This window comes from Hymenobacter tenuis, from assembly GCF_054780495.1.
On the sequence record NZ_BAAGWF010000003.1, the window covers coordinates 1 to 16,923 of the forward strand.

Sequence of the window (16,923 nt, forward strand, 5' to 3'; positions counted from 1 at the left end):
CCAACCTTATCATCTGCCAATGCCCCCTGCGACTTCGTGCTGCAGGGGGCATTTGTATGTTACCCCCCGCCCGGTTGCCCTCCCGCCTCCCGTTAGCTGGCACAACTTAGTATAACCTCTCGCTACTACCCTCGCGCCTAACGTCACTCCCAATTGGTGCAGGAGGGGCTGGAATAGGAGCACTTGCTGTTTAACAGGTGCAGGTAGATTGGCGCTAGCTACTCATTATGGCTCTAGTCTTTCTTGAATCTATAGATACTGGGCAATTGCTAAGTTGCGACCTTTTATAAGTTGTACAAGCTTAATAGGCATACACACCATGGAGGTCTGTTTAGCTTTTCCTTGCCTAAGTATATGCTTGGTCCTCGTAGGTGAGTTTGGCTTCCGATAGTTTAGTAGCAAGCTTACTATTTAAGGAGTATACTATGTGCTGTCTCTCTCTCATTGAAGCATTCGAGCTTGAGCGTACAGTTGGTTCTGATCTTTAAGTGAGCACTACCCCTCAGTTAGTGTACGTTCCTCACGAAAAAAGGCCCCGCTACAATTGTAGCGGGGCCTTTTTCGTGAGAAACAAAGATCTTCTACTCTGTCAGGGAAGTTTGTCCTAGGTCGGTTATCTTATCATTCGTGACCGTAATACCGGTTTTCGTAATCACTTTATACGCTGCTTGGCCGGATGGTGCCGTAGTGGTCGGGAACAGCTCAACCCGGTAGGTGCCCGAAGGAAGCGCGCTCAACTGGAAAGCGCCAGAAGCATCGGCAGCGGTGCTGAAGGTATCAGGAACGGTTATGGATGAGCGAATAGCTAGGACTTGTGGGATAGCAGCAACCGGGGCCACAGTACCACGAATGCCACCTTTCAAGTCTTGGGCAATAACCCGGATGACAGGCTTTAGCAGGTAGCGCTCTTTCCTATCGTTTCCGGTTTTCCAAGTGCCGCGTTCTACGATAGATTTAGCTACGTCGAAATCAAGGAGCAACTGGTACTTCTCCCGCTCGCGCAGCGACACATTGTTTAGCTTGAGCTTTACGCCCGAGGTCTGGCCACTTGGTGTCTTGAGATCATAGCGCTGGCCATCACGACCGGTTACGTAGCTATCAGGCCCTAGTACCAACCGGATTTCCTTGAGGTCGCCGGGCTCAAAATCAGTGTCTACTAGCAGCGCTGATTTGCCATTTACGTAGTCCAGCACATTAACGGTCTGCGCTTGAAATGGCAGCAACTCCCAGCCGTCAGGGTTATTCTCTTCTTTCAGGTGCACTTCAATCTGGCGTACATCGAGCACTACGGCCTGGAAGTCGCCAGGAGCATCGGTGAGCCGCACTTCCAGCTTAGCAGCGCCGGAAGAGGAGTTGTTGTCATCGTTGCAGCCAGCTAACAGCAAAGGGGCTGATAACAGCGCGAGGGAGAGGAGTCGGGAGGGGATCATACAACAGTTTAAAATGAAAAAACGGAATGTTCAGCCTCATACGCAGGGTTGAACATTCCGTTTCTGGCAAGAAGCTAGCCAAAATAGCTACTTCCGCGGTATTAGCAAAATTATATTACCTCTGCTTAGTGCTGTCAGTGGCTACAGGCTCAGTAGGCTTTGTTTCGGTTGGTTTGGGCTCAGCAGGCCGTGCTTTAGGTTTGCCGAAAATCAGATTGTTGAGGCCTTGTTTAGCTTTGTCCTGGAGCTTGGCTTGCGTTTCGAGGCGCTTCTTTTCAATTTCAAGCTGCGCCTTTTGGGTAAGTTCCTGCTGTTTGCGCTGGAGCTCCTTCTGCAGGCTGTCCTGCGCTACTTTGGCTTGGGCCTGTAGCTTGAGCTTGGCATCATCCACTTTGGCTTGCACCACGCTATTCACCAAATCCTTGGCCTGTGCTTTTACACTGCCGGTAGTAAGCCGCACCTGTGGGTTCGTAACGGTTCCGCCAATGGTAAGGCCTAGTGTCACGCGGTCGGTACCCTGCAGGTTTTGTACGCCCGTAAGCTGGGTTAGCTGGCTATTGAGCTGGTTACCCAGCTTGCCCGTGGGCACATTCAGCGCCGTAACATACTCCAGCCCACCGGTGCTGACGTTGTTGGAACCACCTATGGTCATTTTGATTTGACCCACAGTCAGGTCGAAGGGCTTCACTACAAAGTTGCCGTTAATGATTTCAGCAGCCACGTCTTTGTTGTCAACGGCGAATTTCTTGAGCTCCTGAAACTGGGTCAGCGAGCTAATCTTGTTCAGCACTGCGGAGTTGACGACAGAAGCCCGCACCACTTCAAACAGACCTTTGCCAGTGAGCGAACTATACAAGGGCATCATATCGGGGCCCATTTCACCGCTCACCTTAAAGTTGGTAGAGAAGATACCTTCCAAGCTGCCCGCTAGTGGTACTAGGGTCTTGATGGAGTTAAAGGCTTGGAAGGCGTTCTGGAAGTTCAGGTTCTTGATGTTCAGCCCCAGGTCAAACTTCGGATGAGCCAAGTTCTTGCTGGAATAGCTGCCTGTAGTGGCAAAGGAGCCGCCAAGAGTATTAAACGTTAGGCCGTTGAGCAGCGCCACTTGGTCGCGCACCGTGATGGTGCCTTTCACGTCGTCGAGCTTCAGGTTGTCGTACACCATCTGGTTAACGGTGGTGTTCAGCACTAAATCAAATTCCTTCGGAATCTGTAATACACCCTCGGCTTTGGCCGGCGCCTGGCCGCTAGCGGCTACGGTTAGTTTCGCCGATACCTCGTCTACCATCCATTCATTTACATTAAAGCGCTGGGAGTTCACCGTCAGGTTGCCGCGCAGGGGTTGGCCAGGCACAAAGAGGTAGCCCATGTAGTTGCTGATGGTGCCTGAGGCCGCTATATCCGACGACCCCACAAAGCCCGTCATGTTTTGCAGCACAATCTTATCGTTGTTGAAAGTGGCCGTAGCGGCGGTTACTCGCATGCCCTGCGGCAGATCGGTGCTCTTATAAGTAATGTTGCGGGCGTTTACAGTACCCGATGCTATCACGCTTTGGTAACGGCCAGCTTCAATATCCGCCATGTTGCCTTTGGCAGCCACGTTACCATTCAGGCGGCCCGTAACCGTCATGCCTTGCAGCGGGAATATTTTGGTGAGCTTGGTAAGATCTACCACCCCTTTTACATCCGTATCAAAACGTAGCTTATCTACGCCCTGTGTGGCCACGCGGCCTTCCAGCGGCTCACCATCCAGCAGCATCCGGAACTGCGGAATATCAACACGGGTATCATTGAGCAAGCCTGTTGGGTTGGTGACCGTACCAGTAAGGGTCAGGTTTTCAATGGGGGTAGGCAGCTGCTTGGCTTTTACGTAGCCGTTGGTTAGGTTCATTTTGGCCTGTACCACGGGCATCTGGGTTTTGGAGTAGATACCCTTCGCGGTGCCATCCACGAACAGCTTCCCACGCAGCAACAGGTCCTGCACTGGATATACCTTCATCATTTCAGCCAGGTCCACGTTGGCTTTCACCCGACCATCTACTTTCATTGGCTCCAACCCATCAATGCTCACGTTGCCATCAATCGGGTTGGTACCGAGGTCTAAGTGAAACTGCTTGACGTTTACTTTCACGTTGTTAGTAAAGCCCGAGGGGTTATCGACCACCATATCCACGTTGATGTTGCGGGCGCGCTGAGGCAGCTGCGGATATTTAAAGCTGCCTTCCTTCACTTGCAAGTTTATACCGTAGCCCGGCATCTTCACCTCATTCTGGGTGCCTTTGAAATAACCGTCAAACGCTACCTTACCTGTTGCCTCCATGTCCTTGAACTGGTTGGTATAGGCGCCGGGTACTAGGCTCAGAATATTCTTAAAGTCCGTTTCAAGGGCTTTAAACGTCAGGTCATACGTAATGTCGGTGGCGTTGGGCAGGCCAATAATGCCCTGGAAAGTGGCAGGGAAATCGTTCAGCTTCACCTGGTTGTCCTTGAAAGTGAACAGCATCTTTTCCAGGTTCATAGCCAGCGTCACATCAGCATCCAGCTTTTTGTTGCTGATGTATTCGGTGCCATCATATTGCATCGAGAAGCTTTCTGCTGATGTCTGGCTCACCATATCGAAAATATTCTGCTCGAAGTCGCCAGAGCCGGAATGGGTGATGCCGCGCATTTGCATCCCAAACGGAATGCTTTGGTCATCGTAGCGCAGCCGGCCGTTGTTCATCTGCCAGCCCTGAATGGCTAGGTTCACGGCCGTGGTATCCTGTCCTTTCGAGGCAGCCGCAGAGTCTGATACATATACATCCCAGTTGGCGCGGCCACTTTTCAGTACGCGCAGGCTTAGGTCAGGCTGCTCCAGGGTAATGTTCTTGATCTTGATCTGGTTGCCGCTGATAACGCTCATCAGATCCAGGCCTACTTTCACCTGCGGGAGGTAGGCTAACGTATCGCGGGCAAACGAATCCTGACCGATGACGCGCAGTTGATCGATGCGCAGAGCCAAATCGGGGAAGGAGCTGAGCAGCGTTACATCCACGTTCGCCGGATCGTACTGCACGGTGGCCCGTACGCGCTGGGCCAGCTGCTGATCGAAGGCGGCCTTGATTTTATCTTTGAATAGCACCGGCGCCAGCGCCAGACCGGCAATCAGTACTACTAGAAAAATCAGGAGCCCGACAAAGAATTTACGCATAGTAGTAAAGGAAAAGAGCGAGGAACACAGACCGATTAAGCAAAAGCGTCGTAGGCTTACTTAAGTAAAGTACTAGGGCAAAAGTAGTGCGAAACCCTTGCCAGCTTGGGAAGTAAAGGGAAAACCAAACTTTATAAGTGCAAAAACGCGGCAACAATCCTGCACAGTACCGGCAAGCCGAGAAGAATATCGTATGTTCAGGAAGTAAGCACGCCATCGGATGTACCAAAATACCAGAAGCTGGCGTTACGCAACCTACCTATGCTGACGCTTTACCCGCCCGTTGTGCCTAGTCTGCCGCGCTGCCTCCGCCGGAGCAAGGGCTGGGCCTTTGCGGCCGGACTAACCCTAGGGGCCACCCTTGCTGCCCAGGCGCAGGACTTGTATTTCGCTCAGCCGTATGCCAACCGCATGCAGGTAAACCCAGCGTATACGGGCCTGCTCGATGATTACAGCGTCACGCTAAGCTACCGCAACCAGTTTCCAACCCTAGCCGGCTCATTCCAGACCAGCCAACTGGCCGCCGACTACCGCCTGCAGAATCAGCGCAGTGCCGTGGGCGTGCTCGTGAACTACGACCGGACCGGCGGCGTGGGCTACACCCGTTTTCAGGCCGGCGGGCTATATGCCTACCATTTGCGGTTAAATGAACAGCTGAGCTTAAGTGGAGGAGCCTCCCTAAGCTATGGTCTTCAGCGCGTAAGCTACGGCAACCTTATATTCGGTGACCAGCTCTCGGATGAAGGAACCGTAAGCGACTTTAGCTTGGAAGTGGCCGACTACAAGCCTGTGCATTATGTCACTGCTTCGGTAGGCGGACTGCTTTACACTGAGCGGTTCTGGATTGGGGCTGCGGGCCACCACCTCAACCAACCCGACCTAGCGTTTGTAACCCAGGCTAGCCTGCCGCTACGCCTAAACTTCCAGGCCGGCTATAAACAGTACTTTACCCGCACGGCCACTACAGCTGAGTATCGCGAAATTAGTTTGTCGCCGACAGTGAATTATACCCGGCAGGGCGAGTCGCAGCGAGCCGAGACCGGATTATACTTTACAGCTACTCCTATCACGTTAGGAGCCGTGTACCGGGGCGTGCCATTGCCGGGGGCTAGTAAGCCTCAACAGGTCCTGACGGCCATTGCTGGCGTGAGTGTGGGCAGTTTTCGGCTCGGTTATAGCTACGACGTAAGCTTCAGTCAGTTTAGTGCAGATTTAGGTGGCGCACATGAAATTTCTTTGGCCCTTCGGGAGTTTGATTCGCTGGAAGCAGCATGGCGCCGACTAAAACGACGGAATTACCCATCGATTCCTTGCCCAGCCTTTTGAAAATTTGTATTATTGCAGCCGACTTGCCTTGTCTAAACGCTTTTCTAACAGGTAGTTTCAACTCGATCATGAATTTTTCCAAGTACCTGCGCTTTGCTGTAGTGGGAGCCTGCGCACTGGCAGCCTGTAAAGGCGGGCCGCCCACCGCGACCAAACCCGGTAAGTACAGCTCCACGACGGGCATAGAGTACAACACCGAGGAGGGAATGATGGTATCTGATTACCAAGGCATTCCGGAAGGTCCTGGGTTGGTGTTCATCGAAGGAGGCCGCACGGTGCTGGGCTCTTCCGAAGAGGACATCGCCATGACCCACGACAACTTGGAGCGTACCGTTACGCTGGCCTCGTTCTACATGGATGAAGCCGAAGTAGCGAACATTCACTGGTTGGAATACCTGCACTTTGTGCGGAAGGACTCCGCTGAAGAGTTCTACCAGTCGGCTTTGCCTGACACCACCGTGTGGGCCCGTGAGCTGTCGTTCAACGACCCGTACGTTGATTACTACCTGCGTTACCCCGGCTTCCGCTACTTCCCCGTGGTGGGTGTAAGCTGGCTGCAGGCCAACGACTATTGCACCTGGCGTACTGCTAAGGTGAATGAGAAGCTGGCTGGTGAAGGCGACGAAGGCGGTAGCAGCAAAAAAGGTGGTTTGTTTAGCCGCAAGAAAAAAGGTGGTGATGCTGCTGAAGGCACTACCGATGACGAAGGCAAACCAAAAGTTTCCATCGAGAACGGCAACACGCTGCCTAACTACCGCCTGCCCACCGAGGCGGAGTGGGAGTACGCTGCTCAGGCACTTATCGGTACGCAGGAAACCGGCAACGAAAACCAGGAGAACAAGCGCATTTACCCATGGGACGGCCGCCAGGTGCGTAACCCCCACGGCAAGAAAATGGGCGAGTTCCTAGCCAATTTCAAGCGCGGCCGCGGCGACTACGCCGGTATTGCTGGCTCGCTGAACGATGGCGCTATGATTACGGAGTATGTATACGCCTACCCACCAAACGACTACGGCCTGTACAATATGTCGGGCAACGTAAACGAATGGGTGCAGGATATTTACCGTCCGCTCTCGTTTGAAGATGTGGAAGATCTGAACCCCTTCCGTCGGAATGGCTTCCTTGACCCTGCTGAGAAGTACGATAAGAACCCTAACTCGTTGGGCAAAGGTGGCTACCAGTCACTCATCGACGACCACGTGCGGGTGTACAAAGGCGGCTCTTGGCGCGACGTAGCCTACTGGCTCTCGCCCGGTACGCGTCGTTTCATGGCCGAAGACTCGGCTACAGCTACTATCGGTTTCCGTTGCGCGATGATCAACGCTGGCTCGAACAAGTAAGCTGAAAGGCAATACTATTAACACAAGAAAGCCGCCCCATCCCGGGCGGCTTTCTTGTGTTATAAAACCTAGTGAAGAGTTGGGGTTATCGGTCGGCGGTAGCAATGGTGGCAATACTGACCTCAGCGGCACCGGAAGCCAGCAAAGTGGCGGCACACGCTTCAAGGGTCGCGCCAGTTGTCAAGACATCATCAACCACCAAAATACGTAGCCCTTTTATGGCATCAGGCTGGGCTACCTCAAATACGTCGGCTACGTTATGCCACCGCTGCATGCGGTTCTTTCGCGTCTGTGAATCGGTGTGCGAGGTGCGCACGAGGGCATTAGCCAGCCAAGAGCAGCCTAGCCCTAGGGCCATACCGGTCGCAAAGCTATCGGCTTGGTTGTAGCCCCGCGTAGCCAGCTTGCGGCGGTGCAGCGGAACCGGAACCACTAGGTCGAAGCTGGAGGCAAAACCGGCATCATGTAGCTCCTGCCCGTACCACTGGCCCAGCACGCGCCCTACTTCCTGTTGGCCCTGATATTTGAGTTGATGCAGCAGATGCTGCACGCGGCCGTGCTTCTGAAAACGCAGATAGCTTAGGGCGTGGCGCACCGGCAGCTTTCCCCAAAACCGGCGCGCCAGCGGATTTTCAGCGGGCGGGAGGCGGTGGTAATCGGTATAGGGCAGTTGAGCCCGGCAACCGGTACAGATAAGGCCCTCACCGCGGGCCACAGGCTCTTCACAGGCCAAACAAACCTGCGGAAAAACTAGGTTAACAAAATCGGCAAGTAAAGCAGGCAACCCCATAACAGCTAGTTGGATATCAAAAGAAGGCTAGTGGCTTACGAGAAGGTGCTGCAGTCCGTGCGTGGCACTGGCGAACTTCTCCTTAATTTTAAGGTTTAAAGCTGAATCCGGAAACACTGTCCTAGGGTCTCCATCGGGCTATACCTATCAGGCCCACGGTGGGTTCAGCACCTTCTCACGCAACATACAAACCTATATGAGTCTCGTTTCAGAGTTCAATGACTACCGCCAGCGCATGAATGAAAAAATCATGGCGGCTGATAACAAGGTAATTAAGCGGTTTTTTAACCTCGATACCAATACCTATCAGGAAGGCGCGCTCAATGTAAAAACCAAGGAAATGCTGGGCCTAGCCTGCTCCATGGTATTGCGCTGCGACGACTGCATCAAATACCACCTCGGCAAATGCTACGAGGAAGGCATCAACGATGAGGAAATTTACGAGGTGTTTGCCATTGCCAACCTGATTGGCGGTAGCATTGTGATTCCGCACTTCCGCCGGGCAGTGGAGTACTGGGAAGCCCTCAAAGAGGAAGCAGCTGTGGCAGCTCCACCTCATTCGCACGACGCGTAGCTATGCTCGATCCTCAGGAAACGGAAGCGCAGTTTGAGCATCGGTGGTGGGAATTGATGACGGAGCTGCGGGAGCGGTTTGGAAAGAAGCCCGACCTGAATGCGCTGCTGCTGCTCATTGGCGTGCAGGAGCTTGGCCAGGGGGCGGGCCCTTTCACGAAAGAGCAAAAGCAGGACCTGATGCACATTGCCACGTGCCGGCTATTCAGCCTCTCTGGCTATTATGAGCTGGAGAGCGTGGACGCAGAAGGGTGGCCCCACTTTCGGCTGCTGCGCCCCGTGCCCTTTGCCAGCCTGAAAGAGCAGGAACGGATGCTCAAGTGGCACATCCTGGAGTATTTCGCAGAGATGAGCGGCGACTAAAGTGCCCCTGCACTGGTCTGGGTTTGGGTGCTAAAAAAGCGTATTGCGTACACATGAATATCATAACCTACAACGTAAATGGGTTGCGCTCGGCCCTGAGCAAAGGGCTGCTTGACTGGGTGCAAGAGGCCAACCCAGATGTGTTGTGTTTGCAGGAAATAAAAGCCGGGCGTGAGCCGCTGGACGTATCGGGCCTGACGGCACTGGGCTACCACGCGTACCTACATCCGGCTCAAAAGCCGGGTTACAGCGGGGTGGCTACGTTTTCCAAACAGCTGCCGCTGGCTGTAACGGAAGGGTGCGGCAACGGGCTGTACGACGAGGAAGGCCGCGTATTGCGGCTTGATTTTGCCGATTGCTCGGTGCTGAATGTGTATATGCCCTCCGGCACGAGTGGCCCCGAGCGGCAGGCGTTTAAGGTGGAGTGGCTGCATTTCTTCCGGCGCTACGTGCGGGAGCTACAGCAAGCCGGCGCCCCGCCGCTCATTATAGCCGGCGACTTCAACTGCTGCCAGCGCGATATTGACTTGCATAACCCCAAAGCCAACCAGAACAGTCCTGGCTTCACGCCGGAAGAGCGCCAGTGGTTTAAAGACTTTCTGGCCGATGGCTTCACGGATTCCTTCCGGCATCATCACGGCGATGCACCGGGCCACTATTCTTGGTGGACCTACCGAGCCGGGGCCCGTGCCCGCAACGTGGGCTGGCGCCTCGACCACCTGCTGGTTGATATTGCCCTGCAGCCGCGTATCGAAGAGGCCCATATGCTGCGGGACGTGATTCACTCAGACCATTGCCCGGTTCAGCTGGTACTTGGGGCGTAGCCCTAGCCTAGTGAAAACAAAAGTCCGCTGGTACTCTGCGTAAAGAGTGCCAGCGGACTTTTTTGTAAGCTACACTACGCTCAAGTGCTAAGAATAGCCTCCGCAACCTCTCGGCCGGAGGCCATAGCAGCATTAAGCGACGGATAGGCCGTGTAGTCGCCGCAACGGTACAGGTGGCTGTGCAGCTTCAGGAACTGACGAGCCGGTTGGCCGGCGCCATACACGGGCAACGCGTGCGCAATGGTGTACGTGCGCAGATGACGCCATTGCACAGCTTCCGGCCCAAACCAGGCTACTAGCTCCTGCTGCAGCCGAACCGTAAGAGCCTCTTCCGTCAGGCCATGCTCGCCGTGCGTGCTCACAGATACTAGGCGTTGCCCGGTCGGAGCGTACTCCGCCGATACATCGGTAGGAAAGGCAACGTTATGAGCTAGGCAATCGGGGGCGGAGTTGAGCCGCAACAGTTTATCGGGGCGGGCTTTGGGAACCGGGGCCGCAAAATAGGTGCAGGTGGTGTGTCGCCACGTTATATCTGGGGTTTGAGGCTGCGCGCTGCCTAGCAGGCGCGCAGCGGCCTCACCGTCTAGCGCTACTACCACGGTAGCGGCCGCAATGGTTTCGCCGTTGGCCAGGCGTACGGTGGTGCCTTCAATGGCCGTAACGGGGGCACGTAGGCGTACGGCGCCGGCTGGTAGCCGCGTGGCTAGCTGCTCCGGAATCTGCTGCATGCCCAAGGCTGGTACGGCCGCTTCGCCTTCTACAAACTGCTTGAACACGAACTCAAAGAAATTGGCCGCCGTGCTCAAACCGCGGTCAAGAAAAACGCCGCCGAAAAAGGGGCGGAAGAAATTGTTGATGAACTGCTCGCTCCAGCCATACTCCCGCAGAAAGCTCAGCGTATCGAGCTGGTTTGTGGCATTACGTGTGATGAGCTGCTCGCTAGTAAACCGGCGCACGTGCTGCACCATACTCAGTACCCGTAGCTTATCAGGAAGAGTGCCTACGCGAGAGGTAAGCGCCGAAAAAGCCGCCGTGGGTTGCTGCAGTGGGTTTACTAGGGTGGTTTCATGCCCATCGGGCAGCCGGATGACGGCCCCGGACTTAAAGGCCTGCAGTTTCAGTGCGCCGTAGTCCAGGAGGCGCTGCACCTCGGGGTAGCGCGTCTGAAGCACCTGAAAGCCCCGGTCGAGGCGAAACCCATCGGGCGTAATATCCGTCCGGACGCGGCCGCCGACGGCATCACTGGCTTCGAGCACCAGCACCGGTTGGCCCGCGCGATGCAGGTAGCAGGCACAGGTTAGGCCGGCCATGCCTGCCCCAATAATTACAATAGGTAGTTGAGAGGAATTAGCAGCAGTAGTCATACCCTGCCCAAACTGGAAACCAGGGCAGAAGGTTAGGACCCGAGCCGAAGCTAGTACCGGAATATGCTGCTGGCGCCTAAAACAGAGGCTTCCGCTTTTTCATCACTTTACGGGTTTTCATCGTCCAGAACTCCGCTACACCGGGCCGCTGAAAGCTCGCGCGCCACACGCCCATGGTTTGGCCCAACTGATACCCAGTCGCCTGATCCTGTGGGTATTGCTTTCGAATAAGTGCATAGTCGCCGGCAGAAATATCCTTGCCTACTTCGCCGTGGCAGCGCAGGCACACGGCATCACTCAGGACTAGGGGGCGCTGATAGGTAAACTCCTCCGTAGAGGGGCGGGCTACGCGACGGGTCGTGTCGGCAGCGTCGAGCTCGGCGGCGGTTAAGTCAGCCCGATGCAGTGGGTCGCGCGGCCGTGGGCTCACCCAACTCAGCGACGCCTTCAGCACCTTAGCCAGCGAATCAGTAGCCGGAAGCTTGTTGGGGTGGCAGTAGGGTAGGGCTGCGGCCACGCCGCCTTCCTGCAGTTTCTGGGCTAGCAGCTGGCGCAGTTCTCGGTCGGCGGTATTCGTGAGCGAGTCGCCGGCCCAGCGAGTGGCCCGGAGCAAATCCTTGGGCATAATACGCTTCACCTGCCAGTTTTCGGCCTCCACGGCTAGCTCTTTGGTGTTGCTGAGGTGCTCAATCTGATCAGGGCGGCAGGCGGGGAGCAGGGCTAGTAGGAAAGCGGCGCGAAGGATAGGACGCATGGCAGCACAGAGGTTTGGGAACAGCAAAGGGACAAACTCCCCGGCACTCAACCAAAAGATACGCCCAGATGATTTAGGGTTGCGGGCCACTAGGACCGAAAAGCAGGAAAAGCTAAGCCGTTTCCCACAGATACGTTCGTAACGCTTCGTAATCGGGCTCCAGCAAGATGCTTTGCTTGGGTTGCTGCATCAGGTGCTGCAGCGCAGTAAGCACGGGCACCTGCTGGCCAGTAGCCGGCTCCACCGCATCCGGAAACTTCACGGGATGCGCCGTCTCCAGAAACAAGCCGTGGGCTTCGGGATGCTGGCCGAGGTAGTGTTGCAGGGCCACGTAGGCCACGGCGCCGTGGGGGTCGAGCAGGTAGCCGGTTTGCTGATGCACCTGTGTAATAGCCGCGCTTGTATCGGCATCCGAGACAGAATAGCCGCTGAGCAGCTCCCGAATAACTGGGTACTCATGCCGAAACAGCTCCAGAATCCGTCCAAAGTTGCTGGGGTCACCTACGTCCATGGCATTCGAGAGCGTAGCCACGGCCGGCCGCGCACTGTACTGCCCCGAGGCCAGGTAGGCGGGTACGGCCGCGTTGGCATTGCAGGCGGCTATAAAATGTGCCACCGGCAACCCTGAAACGTAGGCCAGCAATCCGGCGCATAGGTTGCCGAAGTTACCGCTGGGTACGGCCACTACCGGCGGAGTGGCTTTTTGCTGAAGCGCCTGTGCCACCCCATAGCAGTAGTACACCTGTTGTGGGAGCCAGCGTGCCACGTTAATGGAGTTGGCGGAGGTAAAACGCCGCCTTTGCATCAGCTCGGGGTCGCGGAAGGCTTGCTTTACTAGGCGCTGACAGTCGTCGAAGTTGCCGCGCACCTCCAGGGCAGTTATGTTCTGGCCCAGGGCCGTGAGCTGCTGTTCCTGCACGGGGCTTACCCGGCCTGCGGGGTAAAGAATCACGACTTCCACGCCCGGCACGCCCAAAAACCCACTAGCCACGGCGCCGCCCGTATCGCCGGAAGTCGCCACCAGCACCGTAACGGGTTGGGTTTCATGACGAGAGAAGTAACCCAGGCAGCGACTCATAAACCGGGCTCCCACATCCTTAAACGCCAGGGTCGGGCCATGGAACAACTCCAACGCACTGATCTGCTCCGTAACGGGCACCAGCGGAAACGGGAAGTTTACGGTTTCGGCACAAATGCGGCGCAGATCCACAGCCGGAATGGTGCTGCCCACGTAGGGCGCTAGCACGGTGTAAGCAACTTCTGCCGCTGATAGTTGCGCCAACTGCTGCACAAAGCCCGCCGGAAAGCGCGGTATAGTTTCGGGGAAGTACAGGCCGCCATCGGGGGCTTGCCCGGCTACCGTGGCCGCCCGGAAATCAACGACATCAGACTGCCGGTTGAGGCTGTAATAGCGCATAGTATTCTGTTGATGAATGTTTTGTGTTTCCTGCGTGGTGCTTGCCTGACCCGAAACCGACTAGGCCTCTCTGACCTGACAACCGGTTGGGTTGATGGTCGTCAGGTAGGTGTGATGATCTAGCCCAAGGCGTTGGTAGGTGCCCTGCATCACGGCTTCCACGGCGCGGGCCGTAGCCTCATCCTGACTCAGCATAAACAACGACGGCCCCGAGCCAGAAATGCCGCCACCCAGCGCTCCGGCCGCTCTGCTACCCTCCTTCACCTCTTGAAACCCCGGAATAAGAATACTGCGCACCGGCTCCACAATCACGTCTTCCAGAGAACGGCTGATCAGGGAGTAATCATGCTGCAGCAGGCCCGCCACCAAGCCGCCCACGTTCCCCCACTGCCGAATGGCATCCTTCAGGGCCACTTCCTGCTTCAGAATCTGGCGAGCATCGGAGGTTTTCACCTCAATCTGGGGGTGTACCACCGTCACGAACAGGGGCGGGAAATCTAGCGGTATGATGTCGGGAGTAGGGGTAGTGGCCCGAATGAGCGTAACGCCTCCGTAAATGCCCGGGGCAATGTTGTCGGCATGGCGCGCTCCGGAGGCCACTTCTTCGCCGTACATGGCAAACTCAATCAGCTCGGGCTTGCTGAAGCGGTGGCGGATCAGATAGTTCAGGCCCACCACGGCTCCGGCGGCGCTGGCCGCGCTGCTGCCAATGCCGCTGCCCGGCTTAATGGTTTTGCGAATGCGCACTTCCACGCCCAGTGGTTCTGGCACGGCCCGCAACATTGCTAGTAGCGCCGCCCCGGCCACATTACGCGCCGGCTCGGTTGGCAGGTGAAAGTCGTCTTCGTTGATAAGTACTACCCCTGGTTGGTCGGTTAAGCGTAGCTGCATCACGTCGTTGGGTTCGTGCAGCGCAAACCCGAGCACATCGAAGCCGCACACCACGTTGGCCACGGTGGCCGGGGCCAGAACAGTTACGGAGCGGGAAGAAAAGGTCATATAGTATAAGTCAGAGGAGCTACTAGGACAGGACGGCCCGCAGGATATCAGCAAAGACGCCCGAGGCCGTTACCTCAGCCCCCGCCCCGGCCCCTTTAATTACGAGCGGCTGCTCCAGGTAGCGGTTCGTGTAGAAAAGCACGGCGTTGTCTTTGCCCTGCAAGGAGTATAAATCATGGGCCGGAGTGAGAGCCTGCAGGCCCACGCAGGCGCGGCCTTCGGCGTAGCTGGCTACAAAGCGCAGCTTGGCGCCGTTAGCGGCGGCCGCATCATATAAGCCACGGAAGTGTGGTTCGTGCGCGGCCAGCTGCTCATAGAATGCAGGCACATCGCCTACTAGGCATGCAGCGGGCAAAAATGGCTCGTTCTCCACATCTTCCATTTCCAGGGTTTGGCCGGCCTCGCGAGCTAGTATCAAAATCTTACGGGCCACATCAACGCCAGTTAGGTCTAGGCGCGGGTCGGGCTCGGTGTAGCCTTCGGCCTGCGCCTGGCGTACCACCTCAGCAAAGGGTCGGGTGCCATCATAGTTATTGAATACAAAGTTGAGCGTGCCGGAAAGCACTGCCTCCATGCGCTGTACTTCGTCGCCGCTGCGGAGCAGGTCGTTGAGCGTCCCGATGATGGGCAAGCCGGCCCCCACGTTCGTTTCGAACAGGAAGCTCGTGTTGAACTCCTGCGCCTGGGCTTTCAGCTGCGCATACTCCTGGTAGGCTGCTGAAGCGGCCACCTTATTGCAGGCTACTACTGCCACGCTGCGGGCCAGCAATGCGGGGTACACCTGGGCTACTTCCGCGCTGGCCGTTACGTCCACGAACACGGTATTGCGCAGGTTCAGGGCTAGTAGCTCATTCGTGAGGGTGGCCAGATTCAAGGGTTGCCCTGCCTGTAGTGCCGCCTGCCAGTTAGCCAAATCAATGCCCTCTTCTTGAAGTACGAACTGTTTGCTTGTTGCTAGGCCCACTACCCGTAGGTTCAGCTGCAACCGCTCCAGTAGCCACTGCTGCTGGCGTGCCAGCTGCTCCAGCAGTTTGCGCCCTACGTTGCCCACGCCCGTCACCACCACGTTCACCTGGCGGGTAGTAGCTTCAAAGAACGTTTCGTGGAGCACGTTCACAGCCTTGCGCACGTCCTGCTGCCGGATAACCGTGGAAATATTCTTTTCTGAGGAGCCCTGCGCAATAGCCCGGATGTTAATACCGTTTTGCCCCAGCGCGCTGAACATGCGGCCACTGATGCCGGGATGATTTTTCATCTGCTCGCCTACCAGCGCCACAATGGCCAAGTCGTCTTCGCAGTACAGCGGGTCAAGGCGGCCGGCACTGATTTCGCCTGCAAATTCTTCATCGGCTGCTTGCCGGGCGCGGGCGGCTTCCGGTGCACTTACGGCCACGGAAATGGAGTGCTCCGACGAGCTTTGGGTGATGAGAATCACGTTGATTTGCTCCCGGGCCAAGGCCGCAAACAACCGCCGCGAAAACCCCGGAATGCCTACCATGCCGCTTCCTTCCAGCCGCAGCAACGCCACTGGCCCAATGCTGGAGAGCCCCCGAACAATGGCGTGGTTACCGAGCGCGGCCACTTCTACCAGGGTTCCTTCGGCTTCGGGCGCGAAGGTGTTCTTAATCAAGAGGGGAATGCCCGACCGCATGACGGGCTGAATAGTTGGCGGATAGAGCACCTTGGCCCCGAAGTGCGAGAGCTCCATGGCCTCCTGGTACGAGATGCGCGGAATGGGGCGCGCGGCCCGCACCAAGCGCGGGTCAGCGGTCATCATGCCGCTTACATCCGTCCAGATTTCAAGCCGCGAGGCACCTAGGGCGCCGGCAAAAATGGCCGCCGTGTAGTCGGAGCCGCCGCGGCCCAGCGTAGTGGTGCTGCCATCCGGAGCGGCGGCCACAAAGCCAGGGGCCACATACAGCCGTACTTCAACCCCATTCACGGCGGCTTGTATTTGAGGGTTGGTCGTGGCAAAATCTACGGTGGCGTGGCCGTATTTGGCATCGGTGCGGATAAGCTGGCGGCTATCCAGCCACTGGTGCGGAGTGTTTCGGGCCGCCAGCCCCGCCGCCACTACCCTCGATGACAGCAATTCCCCGTAGCTTACTAGCCTATCCAGGGTTCGGGCCGAAAGCTCCCCTAGGGAATAGATGCCGGTGCAGATGCTTTCCAACTCGTTGCAATGCGTTTTCACGAAGCTCAATACCCCGCTCTGGCCCGTAAGTGGGAGCAGGTCGCGAACAAGTTCCAGATGACGCTGCTCCAATTCCAGGAGCAGCTGCCGGTAGCTGTCATCAGCAGCAGCTGCGCGCCGACCCGCCGTAATAAGGGCATCCGTCACGCCGCCCAGCGCCGACACTACGACCACCGTGGGCTCGCGCTGGGCAGCGGCTTCGGCCAGGTCCAGTACCCGCCGGATAGTATCGGCCGTTGCCACTGACGAGCCTCCAAATTTCAGCACCTGCATAGTTTCTGTGTTCAGTTAAACATGAAAAAGCCCGCGTCGGCTCGGTGGCTCCTTGTAGGGAGCGTACCGGCGAGGCGGGCAGCGAA

Annotated in this window: 13 protein-coding genes; 5 read left to right on the forward strand and 8 right to left on the reverse strand. The window is 56.7% G+C overall.

Annotated features, from left to right (window positions below; translation table 11 throughout):
• Positions 1 to 581: 581 nt before the first annotated feature.
• Both ACYVGU_RS11445 and ACYVGU_RS11450 read right to left on the reverse strand, forming a co-directional pair.
• Positions 582 to 1,430, reverse strand: coding sequence for a DUF4382 domain-containing protein (locus ACYVGU_RS11445; protein ID WP_460622194.1), 849 nt, complete (start codon positions 1,428 to 1,430; stop codon positions 582 to 584).
• Between the two features lie 115 nt (positions 1,431 to 1,545).
• A complete protein-coding gene (locus ACYVGU_RS11450; RefSeq protein WP_460622195.1) occupies positions 1,546 to 4,620 on the reverse strand; it encodes an AsmA family protein in 3,075 nt (1,024 codons plus the stop codon).
• A 261-nt stretch (positions 4,621 to 4,881) separates the two neighbouring features.
• On the opposite strand from ACYVGU_RS11450, the gene ACYVGU_RS11455 reads away from it, so the two are divergent.
• Both ACYVGU_RS11455 and gldJ read left to right on the forward strand, forming a co-directional pair.
• Positions 4,882 to 5,946, forward strand: a complete 1,065-nt coding sequence (locus tag ACYVGU_RS11455; RefSeq protein WP_460622196.1) for a PorP/SprF family type IX secretion system membrane protein — start codon at positions 4,882 to 4,884, stop codon at positions 5,944 to 5,946.
• Between the two features lie 68 nt (positions 5,947 to 6,014).
• A complete protein-coding gene (gldJ, locus tag ACYVGU_RS11460) occupies positions 6,015 to 7,286 on the forward strand; it encodes a gliding motility lipoprotein GldJ (RefSeq protein WP_460614779.1) in 1,272 nt (423 codons plus the stop codon).
• An 85-nt stretch (positions 7,287 to 7,371) separates the two neighbouring features.
• On the opposite strand, the gene ACYVGU_RS11465 is transcribed toward gldJ, so the two are convergent.
• Positions 7,372 to 8,076, reverse strand: coding sequence for a ComF family protein (locus ACYVGU_RS11465; RefSeq protein ID WP_460622197.1), 705 nt, complete (start codon positions 8,074 to 8,076; stop codon positions 7,372 to 7,374).
• 196 nt (positions 8,077 to 8,272) lie between these two features.
• Here ACYVGU_RS11465 and ACYVGU_RS11470 point away from each other — a divergent pair, with 196 nt between their 5' ends.
• The 3 genes from ACYVGU_RS11470 to ACYVGU_RS11480 are packed head-to-tail and all read left to right on the forward strand — an operon-like array spanning position 8,273 to position 9,836.
• Positions 8,273 to 8,650 (forward strand): carboxymuconolactone decarboxylase family protein, encoded by a 378-nt coding sequence (locus tag ACYVGU_RS11470; RefSeq protein ID WP_183401614.1) that lies wholly within the window; start codon positions 8,273 to 8,275, stop codon positions 8,648 to 8,650.
• A gap of 2 nt (positions 8,651 to 8,652) precedes the next feature.
• A complete protein-coding gene (locus ACYVGU_RS11475) occupies positions 8,653 to 9,012 on the forward strand; it encodes a hypothetical protein (protein ID WP_460614781.1) in 360 nt (119 codons plus the stop codon).
• 53 nt (positions 9,013 to 9,065) lie between these two features.
• Positions 9,066 to 9,836, forward strand: coding sequence for an exodeoxyribonuclease III (locus tag ACYVGU_RS11480; protein WP_460622198.1), 771 nt, complete (start codon positions 9,066 to 9,068; stop codon positions 9,834 to 9,836).
• An 80-nt stretch (positions 9,837 to 9,916) separates the two neighbouring features.
• Here the strand turns inward: ACYVGU_RS11480 and ACYVGU_RS11485 are convergent, their stop codons facing one another.
• From ACYVGU_RS11485 to thrA, 5 genes are all read right to left on the reverse strand, one after another.
• On the reverse strand, positions 9,917 to 11,200 hold the full coding sequence (locus tag ACYVGU_RS11485; RefSeq protein WP_460622199.1) for a protoporphyrinogen/coproporphyrinogen oxidase: 1,284 nt from the start codon (positions 11,198 to 11,200) through the stop codon (positions 9,917 to 9,919).
• A gap of 76 nt (positions 11,201 to 11,276) precedes the next feature.
• Positions 11,277 to 11,954 carry a c-type heme family protein gene (locus tag ACYVGU_RS11490; protein WP_460622200.1) on the reverse strand — a complete coding sequence of 226 codons (678 nt, stop codon included), beginning with the start codon at positions 11,952 to 11,954 and terminating at the stop codon, positions 11,277 to 11,279.
• Positions 11,955 to 12,066: 112 nt separating this feature from the next.
• Entirely contained in the window at positions 12,067 to 13,371 is a 1,305-nt protein-coding gene (gene thrC / locus ACYVGU_RS11495) for a PALP domain-containing protein (RefSeq protein ID WP_460622201.1), read from the reverse strand.
• A gap of 60 nt (positions 13,372 to 13,431) precedes the next feature.
• Complete coding sequence (locus ACYVGU_RS11500) at positions 13,432 to 14,370, reverse strand: homoserine kinase (RefSeq protein ID WP_460622202.1); 939 nt, start codon at positions 14,368 to 14,370, stop codon at positions 13,432 to 13,434.
• Positions 14,371 to 14,392: 22 nt separating this feature from the next.
• Complete coding sequence (gene thrA / locus ACYVGU_RS11505; RefSeq protein WP_460622203.1) at positions 14,393 to 16,837, reverse strand: homoserine dehydrogenase family protein; 2,445 nt, start codon at positions 16,835 to 16,837, stop codon at positions 14,393 to 14,395.
• Positions 16,838 to 16,923: the final 86 nt, after the last annotated feature.